The sequence below is a fragment of the Phyllobacterium sp. TAF24 genome (assembly GCF_052113785.1).
In the GTDB taxonomy this organism is placed as follows: domain Bacteria; phylum Pseudomonadota; class Alphaproteobacteria; order Rhizobiales; family Rhizobiaceae; genus Phyllobacterium.
Genome location: NZ_JBFRDN010000027.1, coordinates 1 through 24,380, shown reverse-complemented (window position 1 = coordinate 24,380; position 24,380 = coordinate 1). Strand labels below are relative to the sequence as shown.

Sequence of the window (24,380 nt, the reverse complement as noted above, 5' to 3'; positions counted from 1 at the left end):
GATGATTTTGCCGGATTACCGAAATGAACAGGAAAACAAGCCTACCTCTGCTTTTTCTCATACCACCGCTCGTGGTTCTTGCGATCCTTGCGTTTGTCCCGACCATTGCGGCCGTCAATATTGCACTGCAGAACCGGGAGCTGAGTTTCCCTAACAGTAGCTATGTCTGGTTTGCCAATTTTATAGATTTGTTCAATGACCGACGTTTTCTCAATGCGATCCGGATCTCGCTGATCTGGGAGGTGGTGACTGTAACTGCAACGATGCTGGTCGCCATTCTGCTGGCAATCTTTCTCTACGAGACCGCCTCGCCCCGCATGCGAAACCTGGTCACGGTGCTCTTTATCATCCCCGTGATGTTGCCCCGCGTCTCTGCGGCCTTTGTGTGGAAGTTCATGTTCAATCCGCTTTTTGGTCTCATCAACTATCCGATCAAATTGCTGACTGGTGCTCCTGTTGATTTTCTCTCCCTGCCGTCGACGGCATTGGCATCAGTCGCCATCGTCGATGTCTGGCAGTGGGGATTGTTCTTCTCGGTCATCATTCTGAAATTGCTTGAAACATTACCGCCACAGCCGTTTGAAGCTGCGCGCCTCGATAATGCCAGGACATGGGAAGTGCATTTCTATATCGGCATCCCCATGCTTGCCGCGCCTTTGCTAAGTCTCGTCTTTGTCAAGATGGTGGAATCTCTGCGCGCCTTCGACCTGATCTATGTCATGACCCGTGGTGGTCCGGGTATCGCGACCGAAACGCTTGATATGTATGCGTTTTCTCAAGGGTTCGTGGAAGCTGGCAAAATCTCTTATGCGTCCAGTATGGCCGTCCTGATGATGTTTGCCACCATCATCGCTTTCACAGTTCTTTGGAAGTGGGTACGCAAATGGCACTAAAATCAAAATCCGTCGCCTCAAAAATTGTGCTTACAGCACTCGTCTTGGTAGCGATTTTTCCGATCTTCTGGGTGTTTCTGAATTCGTTCAAGCAGTTGGTCGACATCGTTTCGACAACACCGAAATTCATCTTTACGCCGACGCTTGATAATTACATCTACGTGCTCGGACGCGATAATGTGCAGCACGGATTGTTCAATTCAATCATCATTGCCGGCCTGTCCGTATTGATCGGTGCCGTTCTTGGAATCCCCGCTGCCTATGCCGTCGCGCGTTATCCGAACCGCTTTTCCGACGATATCCAATTCTTCGTCCTATCGCTGCGTTTCCTCCCACCGGTTGCTGTGGCAATTCCATTGATTGCCATCTGGCTGGATCTTGGCCTGTACGATACCCGCACGGCCCTCGTTATCACCTACACGCTGTTGACCATGTCAACGATCATCTGGTTGGCAATTCCGGCTTTCAGTCGTGTGCCCCGAGAAATCGAGGAGGCAGCAATTGTTGATGGTTATGGTCCCTATGCGGTGTTCTTTAAGGTTGCTCTGCCGGTGGCTGCGAAATCACTGATCGGTGCCGTCATCTTCAGTTTCATTCTTGTCTGGAATGAGTTCCTCATTGCACTGATGCTGACCACATCCGACGCCAAGACGCTGCCCATCATCGCCTCGGAGTTTACCCTTCTCGGACGCAATGTTCCGTGGGGCATCCTCAATGCTTCGGTCATCGTTCTTTCCCTGCCGCCTTTGATCTTTGTTGGTGTCATGAGCGGTTTCATCAATTCAGCACTCAAGAAAAAGGACTAATGGAGCATGCAGGCTCTTGTTCTGGAGAAAATCCGCCACCTGTCGTTGCGTGACATTGATCTTCCACTCGATCTTGGTCCCGACGACGTCAAAATTGCTATTGATACAGTCGGTATCTGCGGCAGCGATGTGCATTATTATACCCATGGCCGCATTGGACCTTATATTGTCGACAAGCCGATGGTCCTGGGGCACGAAGCGTCAGGGACTATCGTCGAGATTGGTCCCAACGTTCGAAGCTTACGCAAGGGTGACCGGGTCTGCATGGAACCCGGCATTGCAAATGACAAATCCCGGGCGACCCGGCTTGGACTTTATAACCTTGATCCCGATGTGGTATTTTGGGCGACACCGCCGGTGCATGGCTGCCTCACACCATCTGTTATTCATCCCGCTAATCTGACATTTCGATTGCCTGAGAATGTTTCATTTGCTGAAGGCGCAATGATCGAGCCATTTGCTGTCGGTATGCAGGCAGTCACAAAGGCGCGCGTGACACCCGGCGATACTGCACTCGTCATCGGTGCGGGTCCAATCGGCATCATGGTTGCTCTTGCGGCGCTTGCGGGTGGCTGCAGCCGCGTCATCATATCGGATATTCAGGACCCAAAGCTGGCCATTGCAGCCCGCTACGATGGAATCATTGCCGTGAACAGCCGCCACGACAACCTTTCTGCTCTTGTCAGAAAAGAGACTGACAATTGGGGTGTGGATATTGTGTTCGAAGCGAGCGGTCATCCAAGTGCATTTAAAGGTATCTTTGATTTTGTGCGGCCGGGCGGCACCACTGTTTTCGTCGGTATGCCGGTTGAACCGGTCAGCCTCGATCTTGTCGCAGCACAATCCAAGGAAGTGCGCATGGAAACTGTGTTCCGTTACGCGAATGTCTACGACCGGGCGCTCGCCCTCATCGCCTCCGGCAAAGTTGATCTAAAACCGCTTATTGCGGCCACCTACGCTTTCAAGGACAGCATTGCAGCTTTTGAACGCGCCGCGGAAGGCCGTCCTGCTGACGTCAAGTTACAGATACATTTGGGAGAGGATACATACTGATGGCCGCTATAGTCTGCAATGAGATAACCAAGCGCTATGGTACACATCAGGTTGTGCACAAATTCGATCTTTCCGTTGAAGAGAATGAATTTGTGGTGTTCCTCGGCCCATCTGGTTGCGGTAAGTCCACGATATTGCGCATGCTGGCTGGCCTTGAGGAGATCTCGGATGGCGAGCTCACTATTGCTGGCAAGATAGTCAATGATCTGCCGCCGCGTGATCGTGACATTGCCATGGTCTTTCAGAACTATGCGCTCTATCCGCATATGAGTGTCTTCGGCAATATCGCCTTTGGGCTCAAACGTCTGAAAGTTTCAAAACCCGAAATCGAGCGGCGTGTGCGGGAAGTAGCTTCACTGCTTGGTCTTGATCCCTATCTGGAGCGCAAGCCCGCCGCTCTATCAGGTGGACAGCAGCAGCGCGTTGCAATTGCCCGGGCCATGATCAAGACGCCTGCGGTCTTTCTCTTTGATGAGCCACTTTCCAATCTCGATGCAAAATTGCGCAATCATATGCGTGTCGAAATTGCGCGTCTGCATCAGTCGTTAAAGACCACTACGGTTTACGTTACCCATGATCAGTTGGAAGCCATGACACTGGCAGACAGAATAGTTCTGTTGAAGGATGGGCGTATTGAACAATTGGGTACGCCGAGAGAGATTTACGAAAATCCCCTCACCAAATTTGTCGCCAGCTTCATTGGTACGCCTCCGATGAATTTCATCGACATGACCGTATCATCAGGCGGTTCGAAATACATATTGTTGAATGGTGATACAAAGCTGGAGGTCAGCAGGCAGCGATATACCCTTGAAGACGGCAAGACCGTTACTGTTGGGATACGACCTGCTCATCTGCAGATGGCTGTTTCAACCAACAATACGAACATCTTTTCCGGCACTGTCGATCTGATTGAATATCTTGGTAATGAGGCTCTGATAAACTTCAGTCTGGGGACGGTGGAAATGGGCGCACTGCTTGATTCCGGCGCGTGTCCGCAGCTCGGGCAGCCCTGCCGGTTGACCGTGGATGAAAAGCATATTCATATCTTCGACAAGGAGACGGAGCGGACATTGATCCGCCACGCACTCCAGGCGTGACGCGAGGTGACAATGGCGATCGGCGTTGCAAAAAACGCAGAACTCGAGCACATATTTTGTGATCCAGGCCAATCGTTCCGGTGGTTTACGCATGACTATCCGTACCGGCTTGCATGCTGGAACTATCATCCTGAATACGAAATTCACCTGATTACTCAATCAAGTGGAACAGCTTTTGTCGGTGATTATATCGGTGATTTTCAGCCGGGAAACCTGTGCCTTGTTGGCTCCAATTTGCCGCACGAATGGGTAAGCACCAATTTCGGAGATGAGGTGCTCAAGGACCGGGATATGGTTCTGCAATTCGATCCGCAGATTTTCGCACGCACCGCCGAAATCATGCCAGAAATGGCAACGCCCCGTATTCTGCTTGATCAGGCTTTGCGGGGTCTGCAATTTTACGGGACAGCCGAAGAACAGGGTATCGACCTGATGCGCAGGATCGGCAAGGTTCATGGGTTACAGAGACTTGCTTTATTCTTTGAGCTTATATCATTGATGGCCGAAAGCGATGAGAAGATCATTCTTTCAAGTCGTGACTACGCTCCCAATCTGGATGCTGACAGCGCAGCAATTATGCAGCGCGTGACATCCTATATTCTTGGCAATCTTTACAATGATGTGCGGATGTCCGTTGCCGCAGATCTGGCGGGGATGACACCTTCCACGTTCTCCCGCTACTTCAAGAAAACCACGGGCAAAAACTTCGTGGACTATATCCATAAGCTCCGGATTAGTCGGGCCTGCAATATGATCAATGAGCAGGCAGAGCCGATTACGTCGATTTGTTTTAATGTCGGCTACAAGAACATTTCAAACTTTAACCGCCATTTCAAAAGAGAGTGCGGGTTAACCCCGTCAGATTACAGAAAGCTCGCTGCAGCGCCACGCACGAAACAATTCTAACAGCGGACAACTGCGGTGTCAGGGTCAAACGCGGCCGGAAATTTGGAGGCATGACTAAGACAATGGTTCAATTACCGGCAAATGCCAGCAGAACAGATTCTTGAGTTCCTTTAAGCATTGTCCACGAGCTTGCAAAAGCTTTGTTATAATCTCAGTCCGTTTCTGGTGAAACAGTTTGGCACCTACCGGGGAACCGATGTCACTGTCTATAGCTTCGATCCTTGCTTGCGATAAAGCCGAACGAATGCGCTTGATAATCATCATGGCAATCGGTCTTCCACTGGTCTGCGCTTCCCCGACCGGAGCCAAAACCCAGTTCGGGCCGGGCGCTGTGACCTGTGAGACTTTCCTGAAAAACATCCGCAAGCACCATGCTACGGGTCAAGACTATCGTAATTGGATCGCTGGCTTCTTGAGTGGGTTCAATGAGACCTTGCCTGGGCCGGACGCCTTGAAGGAAGGCCAACAAGATCAATATTTCAGGGCGGTCGAAAACAAATGTAAAGCGATGCCCAGTCAACCCTTGTCGGATGCGATCATAGATTTGGAGATGGAACTCAGGACCAAGCTTGGGGAGTAGAAGCCATCAAATAGGCATTTATACTGGACTGTGCCGACCCGGATCAAAACTGACGAAGGCCATTTCCCGTCCTCGATTTCAAAGGTTTCTCATGTCGACTTTACCCATGCGATTAACAGGTATCGCAATCTGTCTTTTCTTGAGCGGAACCTCAGTCTCAACCCGCGCAGCGCCAGTGGAACCCCATGTGGAGGTTTCGTCCGGATTCCAGAAGACCTTCACCGTCTCAGGAAATACGATTTTATCGCTCGGCGCGCAGCGGCGATCGCGGATCGGCCCCGATACCACAGGTGCCGGTGAGATTACCATCGGCCTTGCGCCAGCTGGCGGTGCCGTTGGCGTCGCAAAACTCCATGTCTTTGAGCGAACGGCCATCGCCGTGGGTTTTACAGCGACAGCCTTTAAGGGCGCCGAAGTCATTAACACCGTGCAGGTTTGCGGTCGTCTCGATATGGATGCGTGGGTCGGTCTGTCGGCCGAGACAACAAGTGTGCGTGTGTTTGCCTTCGTTCCTGTCAAAGGCGATTGCTCATAAGTCTTTGTCAATCGCTCTGCTTCAGGCTTGACCGAACCACCGCGATACAGCTTGGACAAGGTCTTCGGAGTTTGAAGGACCGTCGCTGGCCCAAGCGACAAAACCATCGGGGCGCACGAGCACTGCACGCAGGCCCATTCGGTCTTTGACGTCACTCGCGACATACGTGATCCGGTTGCCCCAGCGGCCCCCGAGCGCCCGAAGTAAGGTATCAGCATCAAAGTCCAGCAGCAGGCCCTTTCCGTCACTGAGAAGCTCGCCGAGCTTCGTTCCGTCGGCCAACTCGAAGTCGGGAGCGCTGCGGCCCTCCAGTGGATGGCTGCCGCCAAGATCGTAGCGGAGAGAAACACCCCACACACGTTCGGCGAAGTAGGTCGCGCCGTCGCGTGTGTCGATAAGATCGCGAATGATGGCTTCGAGAGCGCGCGTACTCCGGCTTGGCCGCATGAGAGCGACCTGGGCGCGTGACCAGTCAAGAACCTGCGCGCCCACTGGGTGCCGTTCACTGAAATAAGTGTCAAGCAGATCCGTCGGTGCATCGCCACGAATTGTCGAAACCAGTTTCCAACCGAGGTTCATCGCGTCACCAAGCCCGAGGTTGAGCCCTTGGCCGCCCAAGGGGGAATGGATATGCGCTGCGTCACCGGCGAGGAGCACCCGCCCTTTGCGGTAATCGGTCGCCTGATACGCGCGATCGGTCCAGGTCGTGGCAAGCTTTAGAGCCGTCAAGGTGACGTCGACGCCGGAGACACGGCGCAATACTGCCTGTACGTGCTCAAGCGTTATTGGTCGGGCTCTATGGAAGTCGCCCCCGTCGAACTCAACCATCGCGATGGTTCCGGGGCGTGAGTATGTATACATGCCCGTCGGAGTGTAATGGCGGCCCAGGCTGAGCTTATCTGGATCGACCATCTCGACTTCAACGGAATAGCCGGTGAATTCCGGATCAGTGCCGACGAATTCAAAGTCACCTGCCTTGCGCACGGCGCTGCGGCCGCCGTCACAACCGACGAGCCAGCGTCCGCGAAAAGTCCCAACTCCGGCACGAATAGTTACGTCGTCATCCGACTGTTCGAAGTCTTCGACGCTGAAGCCACGTCTGATCTCCATCCCCATCGCACTTGCGCGGGCGGCCAGAGTGGATTCGAGATGCTCCATTTCGACTGCCATGCTGGTGCCAGCAGGACTTGGCAGGCGGTATTGCCACTTCGAAGTGTCAATGTTGTCGTCGTAGAACTGGATACCTGCAAAATGCCCTCCCGGACGGCGCGGCTGTTGCATCCAATGTGCGGCACCCGAGGAGTTGCTGCTAGAGCCATCTTTCGCACGATGTGGCGACGCGATGCTATCCAGTAATCCGCGGCGGTAGAAAGCTTCGATAGTAGGCAGCGAAAGGCCGCGCATACCGAACGGAAGGCGCTTTAAGGGAGATTGCGGGTCTTCGGCTTGCTCCAGCACCAATACCGAGATGTCTGCAAGGCGCAGCTCACAGGCGAGAAACAGGCCAACGGGGCCAGCGCCAGCGATTACGACATCATAGATCATGGATAAATTCCTTAGTCAGCTTCACCGATACGTCATCGAACGTACCTGAAATCTCAAGTTGATCCGGGGATTGGTGTTCATCGCTGCACAGTAGTTCTTTCGTAATTATCGATCCAATGATATATCTTCATCATGTCCATGCATCAAATCGATTTATCGCGCGCCGATCTCAATCTGCTGGTGGTTTTTGAGGTTCTGATGGAAGAGCGGCATGTCGGCCGGGCCGCCAAACGGCTTTGCTTGTCTCAATCTGCCACCAGTCATGCGCTGGGTCGTCTACGGGGTATGTTCAACGATCCGCTTTTCGTCCGTAACCCTCGAGGCATCGAGCCAACGCCGCGATCCAGGGAATTGTCGCAATCAATAAGCGAGACGCTCACGCAGATCAGGGGTTTCTTAAACCCCGTTGCTGCGTTTGATCCGGCCAAGCTGCAGCGTACATTTCGTATCGCCACTCACGACTATGCCATTGCTGTGCTTGTCGCGCCGCTTATGGCCTCTTTGAGAACGGAAGCACCCGGGGTGGACTTGCGGTGTATCAACATCCATCCCGAAAAGGTTCTGGAAGAGCTTGATCGCGGGACGGTGGATTGTGCTTTGGGCGGCCTTCACGGGCTGAAGGCAGAGCGGGTGACACGCCGTGTCCTCTTTTCAGACCGGTTTGTAGGCGTTGCGCGACGAGATCATACCCGTCTTCGCAATGGAGCCATGACGCTCGAAGATTTTGTCGACACGCCACAGGTCTTGATATCGCCGGGCGGCGAGGCTCGCGGTGACATCGATGAAACGCTCAAGCTTCTTGGCCGGGAACGGCGGATCGCGATTACCGTGCCGAATTTCCTCACCATGCCATTGATCGTGCAAAACACCGACCTTATCGGAGTCCTACCTGAACGGCTGGCGGTTCAAATCGCCGGGGCCGGCTCATTGATGATTTTTGATCTGCCCTTAAAAATCGAGCCTATCATCTGCAACATGTTGGCTTTGGCTCCTCTTGCTGCTCAGTCTGAGATGCAATGGTTGCATAAACTTTTTGAACGCGCGGCCGGGAGTGCAATCTGCGGATAGCGAGCCCTGCTCCATAGCTTCTACGAGAGGAGGATGGAATTGCGATCTTATAATTAATTGGGAGATTGAAGTAATTAATTATAAAATTATATAAATACAAGTATTTAACATACTAACGGCCGTGATAGTTCTATGTAAAAATTGATTTCTGACATAAATGGAAAATGTTTTCTGAATGTAACTGTTAATATTTCCAATAAAAATTATTGTAGAAATAAATATAAATATTCAAATTGCGAATTTGAATATTTATACATAAAATATTAAAAATTTAGTTATCCATATCAAGACATTAAACGATACTTCTGGTTGATTGGCCTCAGTCGATCATGTATCACTGCGATGGGTTGCAGTAAGTTTTCTTTCAGTTGATCACGCTGGTCTTGTATAAGGGGCGAACGAACATGTCAGAAGTCTTTGAACCGTTTATCGCTAGAGAGAGAATTGTTGGGCCACATAAGTTTGACGTCCATATTGAGGACAAGTTAGCTAGCCAGTGGTATAATTATCCTAATCAATGGCAGGTCGAGCGACAATGGTGGATCGACACCATCAAGCCGGGCTCGACAGTCCTTGATTGTGGTGCCCATCAAGGCGTGACCACTGTTCTCTTAGCCCTATGCACGGGGCCAACAGGTGTGGTGCACGCTTGGGAGGCGTCCCCGAGCAACGCGGCCATGATTGAGCGCAATGCAAAGCTGAACAATCTTAAGAACATCATTGTTCATCCTCGCGCGGCTGGAGATCGGAAGGGTATGTTGCCGGTTCTGGATAATTCAGGCGCATTTGTGGTTCTCCCCTCGGATCAGGATCCAAGAATGTCGACGAAAGTCGAAGTCGTCAGGCTCGATGATGATTATGATCGCTCCAGAAAGGTCGATTTTCTGAAAATCGACGTGGATGGTGCCGAACTGGAAGTGATGCTCGGGGCACCAAAGATTTTGTCCGATCGGCCTTATATCAACCTCGAAATACACAATTATCTCTTCGATGATCCGGCTAAAACGATGTCGAAGATCATCAAAATATTTCAGGATCTGGAATACAGCTTCACAGTGGATGGTTATGACGGGAAGGAAGTTGTCGACGCTGGTATGTCCCCGGACATTGCTTGGTTGACGAGTTTCAAATTCGCGCAGCTTTTCTGCACGCCAGTGTAAACCACCGCTGTGCAATTGACGTACTCGCCGCTCTTTGGCGGCGAGCTGTCCAAAAGGTCAAAGCTGGTGACATGCGAGGAGCAGAAATTAGCTGGTCATGCTCCAAGCACCTTTACTCCGTCGCTAGCCGCGGCGGAAAGATCAAACGCAGGTTGCATTAATACTGCAGAATCTTATTGAGAAATTCACGCGTGCGGGGCTGGCGATCTTCGATTTTGCCAAAGAACTCATCCTTGGTCGTATCTTCAAGGATACGGCCACCGACATCCATGAAAATGACCCGGTTTGATACCTTCCGGGCAAAGCCCATTTCGTGTGTCACTACCATCATGGTCATGCCTTCGGAGGCAAGACCCACCATGACGTCAAGCACTTCGCCCACCATTTCTGGATCTAGCGCCGACGTGGGTTCGTCAAACAGCATGATGATGGGGTCCATCGACAGGGCGCGTGCGATAGCCACGCGCTGTTGCTGGCCACCCGAGAGCTGACCCGGAAACTTGTTCTGGTGATCGATGAGGCCGACGCGTTCCAGCATTTGCAGGCCGCGCTTCCTGGCTTCGTCCTTGCGGCGGCCAAGCACTTTCATCTGAGCAATGGTGAGATTGTCAGTCACAGACAGATGCGGGAACAGCTCAAAATGCTGAAAGACCATCCCGACGCGGCTTCGCAGCTTGGGCAGGTCCGTCGCCTTGTCGTGGACGGCGACGCCGTCGATCCAGATCTCGCCTTTCTGGATGGGTTCCAGGGCATTGATAGTCTTGATCAGGGTGGACTTGCCGGAACCGGACGGCCCACAGACAACAACGACTTCACCCTTGTTGATTTTAACGGAGCAGTCGTTGAGAACCTGGGTCGCGCCGTACCATTTTGAAACGCTTTTCATCTCGATCATTTTGATTGGCGTCCTTCAGTTCAGCGCACAATGCGGATTTTTTGGTTCAGTCTCTTGACGAGCATGGATAGGAAAAAAGAGATAGCAAAATAGACCACGGCGGCAAGAAGATATGTTTCAATTCTCCGGCCAAACGTGTTCCCCATGATCTCGAATCCCTTGAGAATGTCATAGGCGCCGATGGCATAGACCAGCGACGTGTCCTGAAACAGCACGATTGTCTGGGTCAGGAAAACCGGGAGCATGTTCCGGATCGCCTGGGGCAGGATAATGTAACGCATATTCTGTCCATAGGTCATCCCAAGGGCTTGACCTGCGGAACTTTGACCCCGGGGCAGGGATTGAATACCAGCGCGTACGATCTCGCTGAAGAATGCAGCTTCGAACACAATAAAGGTGATCAGGGCGCAAATCTCGGCCCTGTATTTCTGGCCGCTACCGCCGGGAAACAGATCATAAAAGCTTGATGGGACCAGCAGGAAGAACCAGAGGAGCACCATGACAAGCGGAACACTGCGAAACACGTTAACATACCAGGTCGAAAGATATACCAGTGGTTTGATACCGGACAGACGCAGCAGGGCAATGATTGTTCCCAGCGCAATACCACCAATCGTGGCTGCGATGGTGAGGGAAATACTGAAGTACAAGCCACTGATCAAATAGTTGCTGATATTGGCCCAGGTATAAAAAGAAAAATCAAGCGTAGTCATCAGTGTCCCCCCTGTGCCTGCGGCGTGAGGCCGGGTATGGACGTTCGCCGTTCGATGAGGGACATAACCCGATTAACTGCCAGTGCGGTGATGGCATAGAGCAAAGTCGCCGCCAGATAGACTTCCACACCACGCGAGGTCTCTTCCTGCGTCTGCATGGCAAAGCTGATCAATTCCGGTATCGATACCGCGAAGGCCACCGACGAGTTCTTGACGATATTCATCGCTTCGCTGGTCAGCGGAGGAATAATGATGCGAAACGTCTGCGGTAAAATCACATAGCGATAGGTTTGCAACTGGGTGAAGCCAACCGCAAGGCCGGCATTACGCTGGCCGGCGGGCAAAGCCTGAATGCCCGCCCGAATCTGCTCGGCGATCCGAGCCGAAGTGAAAAATCCAAGGGCGCAGCATGCCAGTACGAAGCCGGGCACGCTTCTCATTCCCGGTACAAGCTCCGAGATCACGAAGAACCAGATAAAGAGCTGGACGAGGATCGGGATGTTACGGAACAGCTCAACCCATGTTGCGGCAAAGGTGGAGATGATCCTGTGTCCGGTAATCGTCCGCAAGGTGCCAATGATGATGCCGAACACCAGAGCAATCACGAGAGAGCAAAATGCAACCGCGACTGTATATCCCCACGCAGACATCATCCATTGAAAGTAGGTTACACCGTCACCCCGGTCGTCCCAGAGAAACTGCCAGTGGTCCCACACGTTCTGCCAATATGCCATCATACTTTGCCCACTCGTCCCTAAATCAATCCCCGATCGATCAGCCTGAACAGAAGAACGGTGAGGACAAGACTAACCGGCTGCCACACTTGTTCCAACTGCCATGCGAACGAAGGATATTGCCTCAGATCGCTTTGGACGCGCTACACGATCAGTGAGGGCGCGTCCAGATACTTCCGATCAAACCTGGCAATGACCGTGGGACTATTGACCGGGTTGCTTATATTCTTCAGTCGGCTTGTCGTTCGGATTAGCCCAAGCTTCCTTGGTTGCTTCTGAAGCCGGCATGTTCAGCGAAACATTGTTCGGTGGAATCGGCTGCATAAACCACTTGTCATAAAGCTTGGCTATGGCACCCGATTTGATCTGCTCCACAATGCTTTCGTCGACTGCCTTCTTGAACTCGGGATCATCCTTGCGGATCATGATCGCGATAGGCTCAACAGATAGAACCTCTGGCAAGATCTTAAAATCACTTGGATTTTGCGCCCTTGCAATATTCGCAGCAAGGATCGAAACGTCCATGACAAAGGCATCAGCGCGACCGCTTTGCAGCAGGAGGAAGCTGTCGGCATGGTCTTTGCCATAAACTTCGCCGAACGTTACGTCCTTGGCACGCTTGTTTTTCCGCAGAGTCTGTACGGAGGTCGTGCCGGTTGTGGTCGCAACGTTCTTGCCGTTCAGATCCTCCAGCTTGTTGATGCCGGAGTTCGCACGAACAGCGATCTTAATTTCCTCGACATAGACAGTGTCGGCAAATGCAACATCTTTTGCACGGGCAGTATTGTTTGTCGTCGAACCACACTCGAGATCGACAGTGCCGTTTTGAACCAGAGGCACACGATTCTGCGATGTCACAGGTTGGTATCGAATATCGAGCTTTTCAAGCCCGAGCTTCTTCTTAACATCTGCAATAATATTCTGACAGACATCATAATGGTAACCGGTATAGACGCCGTTACCAAGTGTATAGGCCAATCCCGAAGATTCTCTCACACCTTGCGTGATGGAACCAGTAGACTTGATTTTGTCCAAAGTGCCATCGGCATGGGCGACAGAACCAAGAGCGGCAAACATTACTGTTGCCGCGATCAGAATTTTTTTCATTTTTTCCTCCAGTTCGAATGCCGCGACTATGGCCGCATTCGAAGCATTTGAAAAGCGCTTACCACTCGGATTTGCCCGATGTCAGGTCAAGTCTGCAAGTACGAAGCTTGGTTTTATGTCGGAATTTATGCTGCGCCAGTGGCAGATTGCCGATGCGAAGGGGCTCTGAGTGATTGTCGCCACCAATTCGGGCTTCCATGAATTATTCTCGGTCGAGTGGTCTGATGTAGCCCGTCATGCTCTCGAATGATCTGATGCCTCGGCGTTTAATATATCGGTATTCACCACATTGATGGGACGTCCGATGGCATAGGCAACGATCTGATCGAAAATATCAGAGAACTGAATCTCATACTCGTCTTCTGTGACGTAACCAATATGCGGTGTACAGACAACATTTGACATGTGCAGCAGTGGATGCTGCGGATCACTTAAGGGTTCTTCATCATAGACATCCACTGCTGCCATCCCGGGTCGTCCAGCAACAAGTGCTCGTTCGAGAGCGCCCTGTTCAATTAAGCCTGAGCGACTGGTGTTGACCAGTAGAGCACTGGTTTTCATTCGGCTTAGATCTTCCGCTGTCACAATATCACGTGTATCGGGGACCAGCCGCATATGCAGCGAGAGTACATCGCATGTCTCGAAGAATGCGCGCTTATTTGGCGCTGTGTTCCAGCCATCTTTGCGTGCCTTCTCGAGCGAAGTCTCTCTGGCCCAAACCAGCACATTCATACCGAAGGCCGCGCCGTATCGCGCCACTTCGGCGCCTATGCGCCCATACCCGTAGATACCCAGCGTGCGCCCGCGCAGGCTGCGGCCCACGCCAATCTGCCAGTGACCGGACTGAAGCGAGCGCATTTGCTGCGGAATTTGACGCATTGCTGCGATCACGAGCCCCCAGGTTAATTCTGCCGCTGCGTAGGATGGGCTACCGGAATGCTGGTTCGAGGACACAATCACCCCGTGTTTAGTACAGGCATTGATATCAATGTGCGGATAGACACTGCGCTGGCTAATCAATCGCAGCTTGGGCAATCGGGCGATGAGCTGTGCGGTGATCTGCGTGCGTTCTCGAATGAGAACCAGCGCTTCGGTATCTCTCAAGCGCTCTGCTAGTGCATCCACGTCTTGAACGTGGTCATTCCATATGGTTACGCTGTGTCCCTTAAGCTTTTGGAAGCAGGGCAGGCCGCGCAAGGTATCAAAATAATCATCCAGAATGGTGACGTTCATGATGAGTTTATCCCTTGAAGGAGCCACGATCTTAATTGTCACCTTATAGAGAGGAAAATGAAATCATTTCATCCTCAATTCACTTCCTCGTTATGTTGTAAACCAGTTCAAGGCGGAATGGAGCCGTTATTGGCCAGCCTGGCATAAAGGCAGGATTTTTGGTGTTTCGCGGATACCGCTCGTCAGATCACCATTGGCGCAACTGCCTCCTCAAGATCATTGAGGCTCGTGATGGTTGGGCGAGCATTCGGGACTGCAGCCTTAACCGCAGTTGCGCGGCGGCGTGGGCAGAATCGTTAAACCGCGGGAGTGCTTCGCCATAAATTGCTGCCGGAAGCCTATGCGGCATCCGGCTGCATTGATCGGTAGCTATTCGTGCGACACGCCAAATGTCTGACGCATACTAGCCAAGAACGCTTCCTCACTCAGTTCGGCATGCTTCTTCGCAATAGCTACTGAATCTGCCCCGGCCGGGAATCGAAGAGTCGAACTGGTGTCGTTCGCAGCTCGAAATACGGCGGCGGCGGCATCTTCCAGAGTCGTTGAGACTTCGGGAAGACTGCTCATCAGGGCGTTTAGCTGCGGTTGGTAAGAAGGTGGAAACGAGTTCTCATCGTTGAGCGCCATCATGTTCGATTCGAACTTCGTGTCTCGTCCGTAACCGGGCTCCATCAATTTCACATGGATGCCAAGTGGTGCCAGTTCGTAATACAACGCCTCCGAGAAACCCTCAACGGCTGTTTTGGTGGCCGTATACGCCGAGACCATGGGTGCAGGATTGAAGATCACGCTGGACGTGACATTGACGATCGTACCCGACCCACGCTCACGCATGTGGGGCACGATTGCACGGACCATAGCCATCACACCAAAAGTATTGGTCTCAAACATTCGCCGGATGGTTTCATCCGATGTTGTTTCGATGGGCGAAAATCCACCTATTCCGGCATTGTTGACGAGAACGTCTACGCCCCCGAAGAGACCAATTGCCTCGTTGACGGCGGCTTTGATGCTCTCTGCATTTGTTACGTCAAGAGCCACGATCTGTAGACGATCGGCAGGCCCTTTGATGCTGTTGTCACTTGGACGACGCATCGTGGCGATGACGTTCCAGCCCCTGTCGAGGAAGAGTTGTGCGGTCGCCTTGCCATAGCCAGACGAGGAACCGGTAATAAGAACAGTTTTCATGAATATACATCCTTCAGGTCATTCACGATGAATACTATCCAATCAGGCCAGTACGTACTATAATCAGACGTACGTAATTCTTTATAGATCGTTCAAAATGGATCCTTTATCTTCTCTTGTCGCACTGATGCGCCCTCAAACGGTGGTATCGAAGGTTGTCAGCGGTTCGGGTCGTTGGGGCGTCCGCTATCCCGGTTCCACTAACGCTGGCTTCGGTGTGGTGATGGCGGGCAAATGCCATTTGCTGGTTGAAAATTGTGACCCGATCGAGTTGGCCGAAGGCGATTTCATATTACTGCCCACGGGTCCGGGCTTCACCATGGTCAGTGATTTAGGCGTTGAACCAATCGGGGGCGATATCCGTCCGACGCCCGTCCGTCTTGTGAAAACTCACTTTGGGCAAATCGCGGGCGAACCGGATTTCCAGCTTCTGGGAGGATATTTCTTGTTCGGTGCACCCAATGTGGAGATGCTTGCCCAAGTCGTGCCGACACTGATCCATATCAAATGTACTGACAATGCCACGCGCAGGATTACCAATGCGATCAACTCGCTGAGAGAGGAGGCACTCGATCAGCGCCCCGGACGCGACCTCATCCTACAGCGCCTGATCGATGTCATGCTGATCGAAGCTCTGCGCTACAAGTCCGAGAAGACCGGAGTATCAGTCCGCCCTGGTCTGTTAAATGCTTTGGCTGATGATCGCATCGGACGAGCGCTGACAAGCTTCCACGCCGACGTTGCTCGCGTCTGGACCGTTGGCTCATTGGCACAAGAGGCACATCTTTCACGCACCGCCTTTAGCGAGCGCTTCACTCGTCTTGTCGGTACCCCGCCGATGACCTATTTGATCAAATGGAGGATGGCGGTCGCCAAGGATATGCTCCACTATGAACAGCTGCCCCAAGATGCCGTCGCGGCAGCAGTGGGTTACAAATCTGCCAGTGCGTTCAGTACGGCCTTTCGCCGTGAGGTCGGTCGAGCACCGGGCGAATATGCGCGTATCAGCCAAGCACTCGCGATCTAGGTGACAAGTAAGCGACCGGTATTGTGTCTCGGCAGTCGGTTGTTGTCGCGCCCAGCAAGTGCCGACTTAATAGTTCTTGAGAAGGTCTGAAATACTATCGCTATAGAGCTGGCGTTTCATCGCGCTGCTGGTCATGCTCCAAGTACAATGTACGGAAACCTGCAAGGGGCACTCGTTAGCCAATGGCTTTGACGGGAAGACTGCTCTTGTCTTTCGCGGGCTCGGCCAAAGCCTCAGCGGCTTTTTTCTTCTTCCTCGCGTCGGCATATCTCTGCGCAATGACGGCACAGGTCATAAGCTGGATCTGATGGAACAGCATCAGCGGCAGGACAATGCTGCCGATGCTCTGCCCGGCAAAGATCACGGTGGCGATTGGCACGCCGCTGGCAAGGCTTTTCTTCGAACCGCAGAACGTAATGGCAATTTCGTCCTCTTTTGAGAAGCCGAGGGCGCGGCTTCCATACATGGTCGTTGTCAGAACCAGTGCAAGGATGACGATATCAACACCAATGATTACTGCGAGATCGCGCAATGATGTCGTTTGCCACAGGCCTTCGTTCACCGAGTCACTGAAGGCGAGATAAACCACCATCAGGATGGAGCCGCGATCAACCGGCATCAGAATCTTCTTCTGACGGCGGATAAATTCGCCAATCAGTGGCTGCAGAATTTGGCCAAGAACAAATGGCGCGAGCAATTGCAGAAGGATGGACAATAGGGCGTCAAGCGAGAATCCGACATGGCCGCTGGCCGAGAACAATATGCCCGCCAGAAGCGGCGTCAAAAACATGCCGAAGATATTTGAGGCGGACGCCGCACAAATGGCGGCCGGAACATTTCCCCCGGCAATTGAGGTGAAGGCAATGGAGGATTGCACGGTGGAGGGGAGCACGCAGAGAAACAGGATACCCGTATAGAAGGAAGCCGGCAGAATGGTGGGAACTAGCGATCCGGCCGCAAGTCCGAAAATCGGGAACAGCACAAATGTAGCTGCGAGGATTGTCAGGTGCAGCCGCCAATGCAGGAACCCGGCAATCACCACGCTGCGGGACAAGCGTGCGCCATGCAGGAAAAACAACAGTCCAATCGCCACTTTCGTTGCCAAGCCGAAATAATCAGCGGCAATACCACTCACAGGAAAGAGAGATGCCAACGCGATCATCGCAACGAGCATCAAGGTGAAATTGTCAGGCAAAAAGCGGCGCATGATAGATTAGTCCAGCACGATATGTTTGCGGCAGCATCTACTATCATGATACAAGATGCAAGAAATAACACTTATCATGTTTCTGGATTTCAGGATCATCTATGCTTGATCTCACGCAATTACGCAGTTTTGTTGCCCTTGAACAAATGGGGAGCTTTTCGCTTGCAGCCAAAAAGCTTGGGTTGGGGCAATCCACGGTCAGCCAGCATATCCAGAGGCTCGAGGCGCAGCTTGGACGCAATCTTGTCCAGCGTGATACCCATCATCTGGCCCTTACGTCCGATGGCGAAGCGCTGCTCGCCCATGCACGCAATATGCTCAGCATTAATGGCGAAGTGCAGGCGCTGTTCGCGGAAAGCAGTTTGCGTGGGCATTTTCGCCTCGGCGTTTCGGAAGATTTCGTGACCAGCCGGCTCCCCGGCGTCCTCGAAGATTTTGCTCGCGCACATCCCTCAGTAGACCTCGAACTCACGGTAGCGATAAGCGGTGTTCTCTACGAAATGCTGGACCGAGGTGAAATCGACCTTCTGCTCGCCAAGCGCAAGCCGGGCGATGCGCGTGGCGAAGTTGCTTTTCGCGAACCGCGCGTCTGGCTTGCGCGTGATCCCGATCGCATATTGGCGGGACACAAGGCATTGCCATTGATCGCGTTCCCGCCACCCAGCCTTACACGCAGCGCTGTGCTCCAAGCTTTGGAAAGACATCAAATCCCATGGCGGATTGTCTGCACATGCGGCAGTCTAAGTGGCCTTATTGCAGCGGCACGAGCAGGCATGGGTATTCTCGTGCAGTCGAAAAGTATGATGCCATCGGGCTTGCAGGAATTTCCCACTGGACGTTTGCCGCCGCTCGAAGATGTCGAGTTCGTGCTTGTTCCGCGAGAAGGCACGGACGGGAACCTGATCTCTGCCTTGTCCAAGGAAATTCTCTGGAATGTCAGGAATTTCACGGTGACTACGTAACCCCTCGGCAATTCTTCTACCGCACTTAAGTATCCGGAAATCAGTGCATCCTTGAAACATCAGGGAGGTCAGGTTGCGTCCAGTTTTCCGCCCATATCTTGGTGAGATGGGTTTGGGTTTCGCCATTTTGTTGAAAGTGTTTATTTCCATAATATGAAAATTAATTCCATTTAATGTTGATATAGAAATTTTATGGATTATGATCTCATCAAATTGGAGGAATGATCATGACCAAAATGCGTGCTGTTGATGCTGCAGTTCTTATCCTTGAAAAAGAGGGGATTGATTGCGCCTTTGGAGTGCCCGGTGCTGCCATCAATCCATTTTACTCAGCGCTTAGGGCGCGGGGTTCTGTTCGCCACATTCTGGCACGCCATGTGGAAGGTGCCTCGCATATGGCAGAAGGTTATACCCGTGCCAATCACGGTAATATCGGTGTTTGCATCGGCACATCAGGGCCTGCGGGAACGGATATGATCACCGGTCTTTATTCCGCATCGGCTGATTCAATCCCGATTCTTTGCATCACTGGGCAAGCGCCGCGTGCGCGCCTTGATAAGGAAGATTTTCAGGCGGTTGACATTGCCTCGATTGCCAAGCCGGTAACCAAATGGGCGGTGACAGTGATGGAGCCCGGCCTTGTTCCTTATGTTTTCCAGAAGGCCTTTCATATCATGCGCTCGGGCCGTCCGGGTCCGGTGCTGATCGATCTGCCCGTTGATGTTCAGTTGGCGGAAATCGAATTTGACGCTGACACCTATGAGCCATTGGAGCCCTATAAGCCGGTAGCGACACGCGCGCAGGCGGAAAAGGCGCTTGCGATGCTCAATGCATCGGAACGTCCCGTGATCATTGCAGGTGGCGGAATCATCAATGCCGATGCGTCCGATCTTCTGGTTGAGTTCGCCGAAATAACGGGTGTTCCGGTTATTCCTACATTGATGGGTTGGGGGACCATCCCGGATGATCACGCACTGATGGCTGGTATGTGCGGCCTGCAGACCTCACATCGCTACGGCAACGCGACATTGCTTGCATCGGATTTTGTCCTTGGTGTCGGCAATCGCTGGGCCAACCGCCACACCGGTAATGTTTCCACCTATACGGAAGGGCGCAAATTCGTCCATGTCGATATCGAACCAACCCAGATCGGACGTGTCTTTGCGCCTGACTTTGGCATCGTCTCCGATGCAGGCGAGGCGCTGAAACTCTTCCTCGACGTGGCCACGGAGTGGAAAACTGCGGGAAAGCTGCGCGACTGGTCGCAGTGGGCGCATGAATGTGGCGAACGCAAGCGGACCATGCTGCGCAAGACGCATTTCGACCAGATACCGCTGAAGCCTCAGCGGGTTTACGAGGAGATGAACAAGGCATTTGGCAGGGATACCTGTTACGTGACCACCATCGGCCTGAGCCAGATAGCCGGGGCGCAGTTCCTGCATGTGTACCGTCCACGCAACTGGATCAATTGCGGTCAGGCTGGACCACTTGGCTGGACATTACCCGCAGCCCTTGGGGTGCGTGCCGCCGATCCACAGCGGACTATTGTGGCATTGTCTGGTGACTATGACTTCCAGTTCATGATTGAAGAGCTGGCCGTTGGTGCCCAGCACAAGCTGCCGTACCTGCATGTGGTTGTGAACAATTCCTACCTCGGTCTTATCCGTCAGGCGCAGCGCGGCTTCAACATGGATTTCGAAGTGTCGCTTGCCTTTGACAATATCAATGCGTCTGGTGATGCGGAGAAGGGTTACGGCGTCGATCATGTCGCGGTTGCCGAAGGACTGGGCTGCAAGGCTATTCGGGTGCGCAGCCCCAACCAGTTCACTGAAGCTTTCGAACAGGCAAAGGCGCTGATGGAAGAGCATCAGGTTCCGGTTGTTGTGGAGGTCATTCTCGAACGGGTCACCAACATCGCAATGGGTCTGGATATCAATTCCGTTGTCGAGTTCGAAGAACTGGCCGCACAGCCCGAGGATGCACCAGCCACAGTTGGTGCTTTCAACTGAACCAGTGAATGCCAATTCCACGCATATCCATCCCGGCAGGGTGCAATGAGCTACCCTGCCGGGACCCCAACGATGGAGGAACCCATGCCGAAATTTGCTGCCAATCTGACAATGCTGTTCAACGAGGTTCCGTTTCTGGAACGCTTCGATGCCGCGGCCAAAGCGGGGTTTGAGGGAGTGGAATTCCTCTTCCCTTATGACTTTGGCAAACAGGAGTTGCGCGCCGCCCTTGATCGCAATGATCTGACGCAGATTTTGCACAATCTGCCTGCGGGTGACTGGGGCAGGGGCGAGCGCGGTATAGCCGTGCTACCGGATCGTATTGACGAGTTCCGCCGTGGTGTCATTCAAGCAATCGACTATGCAACAGCGCTTGGCTGTAACAGGATCAATTGTCTTTCCGGTATCGCACCTGCCGGTTTGGCCGATGATGTTCTGCGTACCACATTCATAAGCAATCTGCGGCTTGCAGCCAATGAACTGGCCAAACATGACATTCGCCTGCTGATTGAACCGATCAATCATTATGATATTCCCGGCTTTTATCTGAACACTGTTGAACAGGCCGGGTCGATTATCGAAGAGGTTGGCAGCAACAATCTCTTTATCCAGTACGATCTTTACCATCAGCAACGCACACGTGGCGAACTGATCGCGACCTATGAGCGTTACAAGAACCTCATTGCCCATGTGCAGCTTGCCGACAATCCGGGAAGGCACGAACCGGGCACGGGCGAGATCAATTATCCCTTCGTTTTCGAAGCGCTGGATCAGGCCGGTTACGACGGCTGGATCGGCTGTGAGTACAAACCAAAAGCAGAAACGCAACGCGGGCTTGGCTGGCTGAACGATGTTTCAGCGGCACAGAAGTCCGCCGATATTTTGAGAATGAGGAGCTGAGCGAATGGCTGACATAGGTTTCATCGGATTGGGGATCATGGGAACACCCATGGCACGTCATCTTCAGGATGCCGGACACAGTCTCTATACGTCGAAGTTCTTCATCGAACCGCGCCCGGAGCTTGTCGAAAACGGACTGAAGATCGTTGAAAGCCCGAAGGCTCTGGCTGAGAAGACAGACATCATTATCCTGATGTTGCCTGATACGCCCGAGGTAAAGGACGTTCTCTTTGGCGAGAACGGCGTGGTCTTCGGATTGAAGCCGGGCAAACTCGTTATTGATATGAGTTCGATCTCACCGATCGAGACCAAGGAATTTGCCAAAAAAGTTCGGGAAACCGGGAGCGAGTATATCGATGCGCCGGTCTCCGGCGGTGAGGTAGGCGCAAAGAACGCTACCCTGAGCATCATGGTGGGTGGCGCCCAAAGCGCTTTCGACCGGGCTTTGCCGCTGTTCAAGCTGATGGGCAAGAATATCACGCTGGTCGGTGATTGTGGCGATGGTCAGGTGACCAAAGTGGCCAACCAGATTATTGTTGCCCTGACCATCGAGGCTATATCGGAAGCACTGGTTTTGGCATCAAAAGCCGGAGCAGACCCTGCGCGGGTACGCGAGGCGTTGATGGGCGGGTTTGCGTCATCACGCATTCTCGAACTGCATGGAGAGCGCATGATCAAGCGGACGTTTGAGCCTGGCTTTCGCATCTCGCTGCACCAGAAAGACCTCAACCTTGCGCTGCAGAGCGCAAAGACGCTTGGCGTATCATTGCCGAACACAGCATCGACACAGGAACTGTTCAACAGCTGCGCGGCGAATGGCGATAGTGGTCTCGATCATTCTGGACTGGTCAAGGCGCTCGAACGCATCGCCAATCACGAAGTTGCCTGAACAGAACATTTGACATCATGGGGGCGGTTTTCAGAATGATGGCCGACCCCAGAACCTTCCTTACGTGGCTCTTTGATGCCGCTGGTTTTGGGGATCGTTCCGACGTATTCTACTTCTTGAATTGTGCCAGATAAGCCAGCAGATTGGTGATGTCTGCGTCGTCCTTCAAGCCGACAAATGCCATTTTTGTGCCCTTAACCTTTGCCTTTGGGTCATGCAGATAGTCACGTAAAGTGGCTTCGTCCCAGACCAACCCGCCTTTTCCTGCATCAGTCATCGCTGTGGAATAACTGAAGTCCGGATGTGTGCCAGCCGTTCTGCCAATCAGCCCATTGAGCGACGGACCAACCTTGTTCTTATCCGTGTCGGCTATATGGCATATCGCACATTTCTTGAACACCGTTGCGCCAGCTGTTGCATCACCCTCTTGGGCATTGGCACCGGCAATGGAAGAAATTACACAGAGTGAGCCCATCACTAACGTCGTGTATCGCATGGCATTTCCTCATTCTTTCAAAGGGTGCCGCCGGCGAAGTTTGTCGCCAATTCCGTCCATTGGCAGCCACTGTTTTTTGGGATCGCTGCTTGGATTGCTCATGCGGCGACCGGCATTCATACACACTGAATCGTGATCTCCTGCATTCTATAAGTCAATCGCAGTTGCAAATAATCCACCTCGGAGTAACGGCCGCATAATTCCTTCAGGCTTCAAGTAATCTTTGGGGGAGGATGGCCAATCGTGAAAGTTGATCTCTGGCAATGTGTCAATAAACAGGGTATGATTTCTGCAGTGCAGGTTTAGGTCCCATGGTCCGGTTCTTTGCATGGTGCCACTGGTGCCTTCCCGCTCCAAACGAGATTGGGAGATTTCTTCATGACGCAATTCCATGTGATAGCCGGTGCAAACGAAACGAACGTCTATCCTGACGTGCGTCGAATAAGTGTGGCAGACGTCTTTGCTTCACTTCGCGAAGGGCTCGCTGATTTCTGGGACAAACCTTCACACTACGTTTTTCTTTGCTTGATCTACCCGATTGCCGGATTGGTTCTCATACGGTGGACTTCCGGTGCCAATTTACTCCCGCTGCTCTTCCCGCTGATGTCCGGCTTCGCCTTGATCGGACCTTTTGCCGCTCTTGGTCTTTATGAGATCAGCAGAAGGCGCGAACAGCATCTCGACACATCATGGTGGCATGCTTTGGAGGTGAAGCGCTCTCCAGCGATACCATCAATAGTGGCGATGGGTATCCTGCTTCTTGCTCTTTTCGTTGCGTGGATTCTTACGGCACAGGCCCTTTACGTGAATCTTTTTGGTCCGGAGGCGCCGGAGTCGGTCAGCACGTTCATCAATCAGGTTTTCGGTACGCCTGAAGGCAGGCAAATGATCCTTCTTGGCAACGCGATCGGTTTTGTCTTTGCAGTCGTTGTTCTTTGTACGAGCGTCATCGCCTTTCCGCTTTTGCTGGACCGGGATGTTGGTGCACTTTCGGCGATTGTCACATCAGTGAAGGCGGTATTGGTCAATCCGCTCCAGATGGCCCTGTGGGGGATAATCGTCGCTGCACTTCTTCTGGTCGGTTTTTTGACCCTGTTTGTCGGACTTGCAATCTTCATACCGGTACTGGGGCATGCGACCTGGCATCTCTATCGCAAGGTCGTGGTCTCTCCACCCAGCGCAAAAGTTGAAATGCCGGCAAAACGTCGGTCTCGCAAATAGGCTGAACACGACGGAAAGAACGCGGCACTGGGTGCCGCGTTTTTGTTTCTAGGGGCCAGTGCCGAAGAAGGTCAATCGGCTGAAGAGCACGTAGTGCGCTTCGGAAACCATCATCGCAACGAAGACCAGCACCAATATGGGCGGGAGCAGGAC

General features: G+C 52.7%; 24 protein-coding genes and 1 pseudogene. 15 read left to right on the top strand and 10 right to left on the bottom strand.

The annotated features are described in order from the left end of the window. The first annotated feature begins 23 nt into the window (after positions 1 to 23). The 7 genes from AB4Y96_RS20125 (at position 24) to AB4Y96_RS20095 (ending at position 5,873) form a co-directional block, all read left to right on the top strand. Positions 24 to 893, top strand: a complete 870-nt coding sequence (locus tag AB4Y96_RS20125) for a carbohydrate ABC transporter permease (protein WP_441919430.1) — start codon at positions 24 to 26, stop codon at positions 891 to 893. Then, positions 884 to 1,699, top strand: coding sequence for a carbohydrate ABC transporter permease (locus AB4Y96_RS20120; protein WP_441919428.1), 816 nt, complete (start codon positions 884 to 886; stop codon positions 1,697 to 1,699). The genes AB4Y96_RS20125 and AB4Y96_RS20120 overlap by 10 nt, the downstream gene beginning before the upstream one ends. Positions 1,700 to 1,705: 6 nt before the next feature. Continuing rightward, positions 1,706 to 2,752 (top strand): NAD(P)-dependent alcohol dehydrogenase, encoded by a 1,047-nt coding sequence (locus AB4Y96_RS20115; RefSeq protein WP_441919426.1) that lies wholly within the window; start codon positions 1,706 to 1,708, stop codon positions 2,750 to 2,752. Next, entirely contained in the window at positions 2,752 to 3,852 is a 1,101-nt protein-coding gene (locus AB4Y96_RS20110) for an ABC transporter ATP-binding protein (RefSeq protein ID WP_441919424.1), read from the top strand. The genes AB4Y96_RS20115 and AB4Y96_RS20110 overlap by 1 nt, the downstream gene beginning before the upstream one ends. 12 nt (positions 3,853 to 3,864) lie before the next feature. Further along, positions 3,865 to 4,758 (top strand): AraC family transcriptional regulator, encoded by an 894-nt coding sequence (locus AB4Y96_RS20105; RefSeq protein WP_441919423.1) that lies wholly within the window; start codon positions 3,865 to 3,867, stop codon positions 4,756 to 4,758. A 262-nt stretch (positions 4,759 to 5,020) separates the two neighbouring features. Continuing rightward, positions 5,021 to 5,338 (top strand): hypothetical protein, encoded by a 318-nt coding sequence (locus tag AB4Y96_RS20100; protein WP_441919421.1) that lies wholly within the window; start codon positions 5,021 to 5,023, stop codon positions 5,336 to 5,338. 187 nt (positions 5,339 to 5,525) lie between these two features. Continuing rightward, positions 5,526 to 5,873, top strand: a complete 348-nt coding sequence (locus tag AB4Y96_RS20095; protein ID WP_139210468.1) for a hypothetical protein — start codon at positions 5,526 to 5,528, stop codon at positions 5,871 to 5,873. Positions 5,874 to 5,894: 21 nt separating this feature from the next. Here the strand turns inward: AB4Y96_RS20095 and AB4Y96_RS20090 are convergent, their stop codons facing one another. Continuing rightward, a complete protein-coding gene (locus AB4Y96_RS20090) occupies positions 5,895 to 7,418 on the bottom strand; it encodes an FAD-dependent monooxygenase (RefSeq protein ID WP_441919419.1) in 1,524 nt (507 codons plus the stop codon). A gap of 138 nt (positions 7,419 to 7,556) precedes the next feature. On the opposite strand from AB4Y96_RS20090, the gene AB4Y96_RS20085 reads away from it, so the two are divergent. Both AB4Y96_RS20085 and AB4Y96_RS20080 read left to right on the top strand, forming a co-directional pair. Further along, the gene (locus AB4Y96_RS20085; RefSeq protein WP_441919417.1) at positions 7,557 to 8,486 is read left to right on the top strand and encodes a LysR family transcriptional regulator; all 930 of its coding nucleotides are present in this window, start codon (positions 7,557 to 7,559) and stop codon (positions 8,484 to 8,486) included. Positions 8,487 to 8,890: 404 nt separating this feature from the next. Then, complete coding sequence (locus tag AB4Y96_RS20080) at positions 8,891 to 9,646, top strand: FkbM family methyltransferase (protein WP_441919416.1); 756 nt, start codon at positions 8,891 to 8,893, stop codon at positions 9,644 to 9,646. A 157-nt stretch (positions 9,647 to 9,803) separates the two neighbouring features. Here AB4Y96_RS20080 and AB4Y96_RS20075 read toward each other — a convergent pair whose 3' ends face one another. The 6 genes from AB4Y96_RS20075 to AB4Y96_RS20050 all read right to left on the bottom strand — a co-directional run bounded on the left by AB4Y96_RS20075 (position 9,804) and on the right by AB4Y96_RS20050 (position 15,516). After that, positions 9,804 to 10,541 carry an amino acid ABC transporter ATP-binding protein gene (locus AB4Y96_RS20075; protein WP_091881595.1) on the bottom strand — a complete coding sequence of 246 codons (738 nt, stop codon included), beginning with the start codon at positions 10,539 to 10,541 and terminating at the stop codon, positions 9,804 to 9,806. Positions 10,542 to 10,561: 20 nt separating this feature from the next. After that, a complete protein-coding gene (locus AB4Y96_RS20070) occupies positions 10,562 to 11,254 on the bottom strand; it encodes an amino acid ABC transporter permease (RefSeq protein WP_091881593.1) in 693 nt (230 codons plus the stop codon). Continuing rightward, positions 11,254 to 11,991 (bottom strand): amino acid ABC transporter permease, encoded by a 738-nt coding sequence (locus AB4Y96_RS20065; protein ID WP_091881590.1) that lies wholly within the window; start codon positions 11,989 to 11,991, stop codon positions 11,254 to 11,256. Before AB4Y96_RS20065 ends, AB4Y96_RS20070 begins: the two co-directional genes overlap by 1 nt. A gap of 201 nt (positions 11,992 to 12,192) precedes the next feature. After that, a complete protein-coding gene (locus AB4Y96_RS20060) occupies positions 12,193 to 13,095 on the bottom strand; it encodes an amino acid ABC transporter substrate-binding protein (RefSeq protein WP_441919413.1) in 903 nt (300 codons plus the stop codon). A gap of 234 nt (positions 13,096 to 13,329) precedes the next feature. Then, the gene (locus AB4Y96_RS20055; protein WP_441919411.1) at positions 13,330 to 14,328 is read right to left on the bottom strand and encodes a D-2-hydroxyacid dehydrogenase family protein; all 999 of its coding nucleotides are present in this window, start codon (positions 14,326 to 14,328) and stop codon (positions 13,330 to 13,332) included. A gap of 369 nt (positions 14,329 to 14,697) precedes the next feature. Further along, entirely contained in the window at positions 14,698 to 15,516 is an 819-nt protein-coding gene (locus AB4Y96_RS20050; RefSeq protein ID WP_441919409.1) for an SDR family oxidoreductase, read from the bottom strand. A 97-nt stretch (positions 15,517 to 15,613) separates the two neighbouring features. Here AB4Y96_RS20050 and AB4Y96_RS20045 point away from each other — a divergent pair, with 97 nt between their 5' ends. Continuing rightward, on the top strand, positions 15,614 to 16,543 hold the full coding sequence (locus AB4Y96_RS20045; RefSeq protein WP_091881580.1) for an AraC family transcriptional regulator: 930 nt from the start codon (positions 15,614 to 15,616) through the stop codon (positions 16,541 to 16,543). A 175-nt stretch (positions 16,544 to 16,718) separates the two neighbouring features. On the opposite strand, the gene AB4Y96_RS20040 is transcribed toward AB4Y96_RS20045, so the two are convergent. After that, a complete protein-coding gene (locus AB4Y96_RS20040) occupies positions 16,719 to 17,750 on the bottom strand; it encodes a bile acid:sodium symporter family protein (protein WP_441919407.1) in 1,032 nt (343 codons plus the stop codon). Between the two features lie 101 nt (positions 17,751 to 17,851). Between AB4Y96_RS20040 and AB4Y96_RS20035 the strand changes: the two genes are divergently transcribed. From AB4Y96_RS20035 to AB4Y96_RS20020, 4 genes are all read left to right on the top strand, one after another. Next, on the top strand, positions 17,852 to 18,712 hold the full coding sequence (locus AB4Y96_RS20035; RefSeq protein ID WP_441919405.1) for a LysR family transcriptional regulator: 861 nt from the start codon (positions 17,852 to 17,854) through the stop codon (positions 18,710 to 18,712). Positions 18,713 to 18,939: 227 nt separating this feature from the next. Continuing rightward, positions 18,940 to 20,721 carry a glyoxylate carboligase gene (gcl, locus tag AB4Y96_RS20030; RefSeq protein ID WP_441919403.1) on the top strand — a complete coding sequence of 594 codons (1,782 nt, stop codon included), beginning with the start codon at positions 18,940 to 18,942 and terminating at the stop codon, positions 20,719 to 20,721. A gap of 84 nt (positions 20,722 to 20,805) precedes the next feature. After that, the gene (gene otnI / locus AB4Y96_RS20025; RefSeq protein ID WP_441919402.1) at positions 20,806 to 21,621 is read left to right on the top strand and encodes a 2-oxo-tetronate isomerase; all 816 of its coding nucleotides are present in this window, start codon (positions 20,806 to 20,808) and stop codon (positions 21,619 to 21,621) included. 4 nt (positions 21,622 to 21,625) lie between these two features. Next, complete coding sequence (locus AB4Y96_RS20020) at positions 21,626 to 22,510, top strand: 2-hydroxy-3-oxopropionate reductase (protein WP_441919401.1); 885 nt, start codon at positions 21,626 to 21,628, stop codon at positions 22,508 to 22,510. Positions 22,511 to 22,619: 109 nt separating this feature from the next. On the opposite strand, the gene AB4Y96_RS20015 is transcribed toward AB4Y96_RS20020, so the two are convergent. Continuing rightward, positions 22,620 to 23,006, bottom strand: a complete 387-nt coding sequence (locus tag AB4Y96_RS20015) for a c-type cytochrome (protein WP_441919400.1) — start codon at positions 23,004 to 23,006, stop codon at positions 22,620 to 22,622. Between the two features lie 378 nt (positions 23,007 to 23,384). Here AB4Y96_RS20015 and AB4Y96_RS20010 point away from each other — a divergent pair, with 378 nt between their 5' ends. Next, on the top strand, positions 23,385 to 24,227 hold the full coding sequence (locus tag AB4Y96_RS20010) for a DUF2189 domain-containing protein (RefSeq protein ID WP_091881563.1): 843 nt from the start codon (positions 23,385 to 23,387) through the stop codon (positions 24,225 to 24,227). Between the two features lie 48 nt (positions 24,228 to 24,275). On the opposite strand, the pseudogene AB4Y96_RS20005 reads toward AB4Y96_RS20010, so the two are convergent. Further along, positions 24,276 to 24,380 (bottom strand): annotated as a pseudogene (locus tag AB4Y96_RS20005) (cytochrome C oxidase subunit IV family protein); the annotation flags it as partial.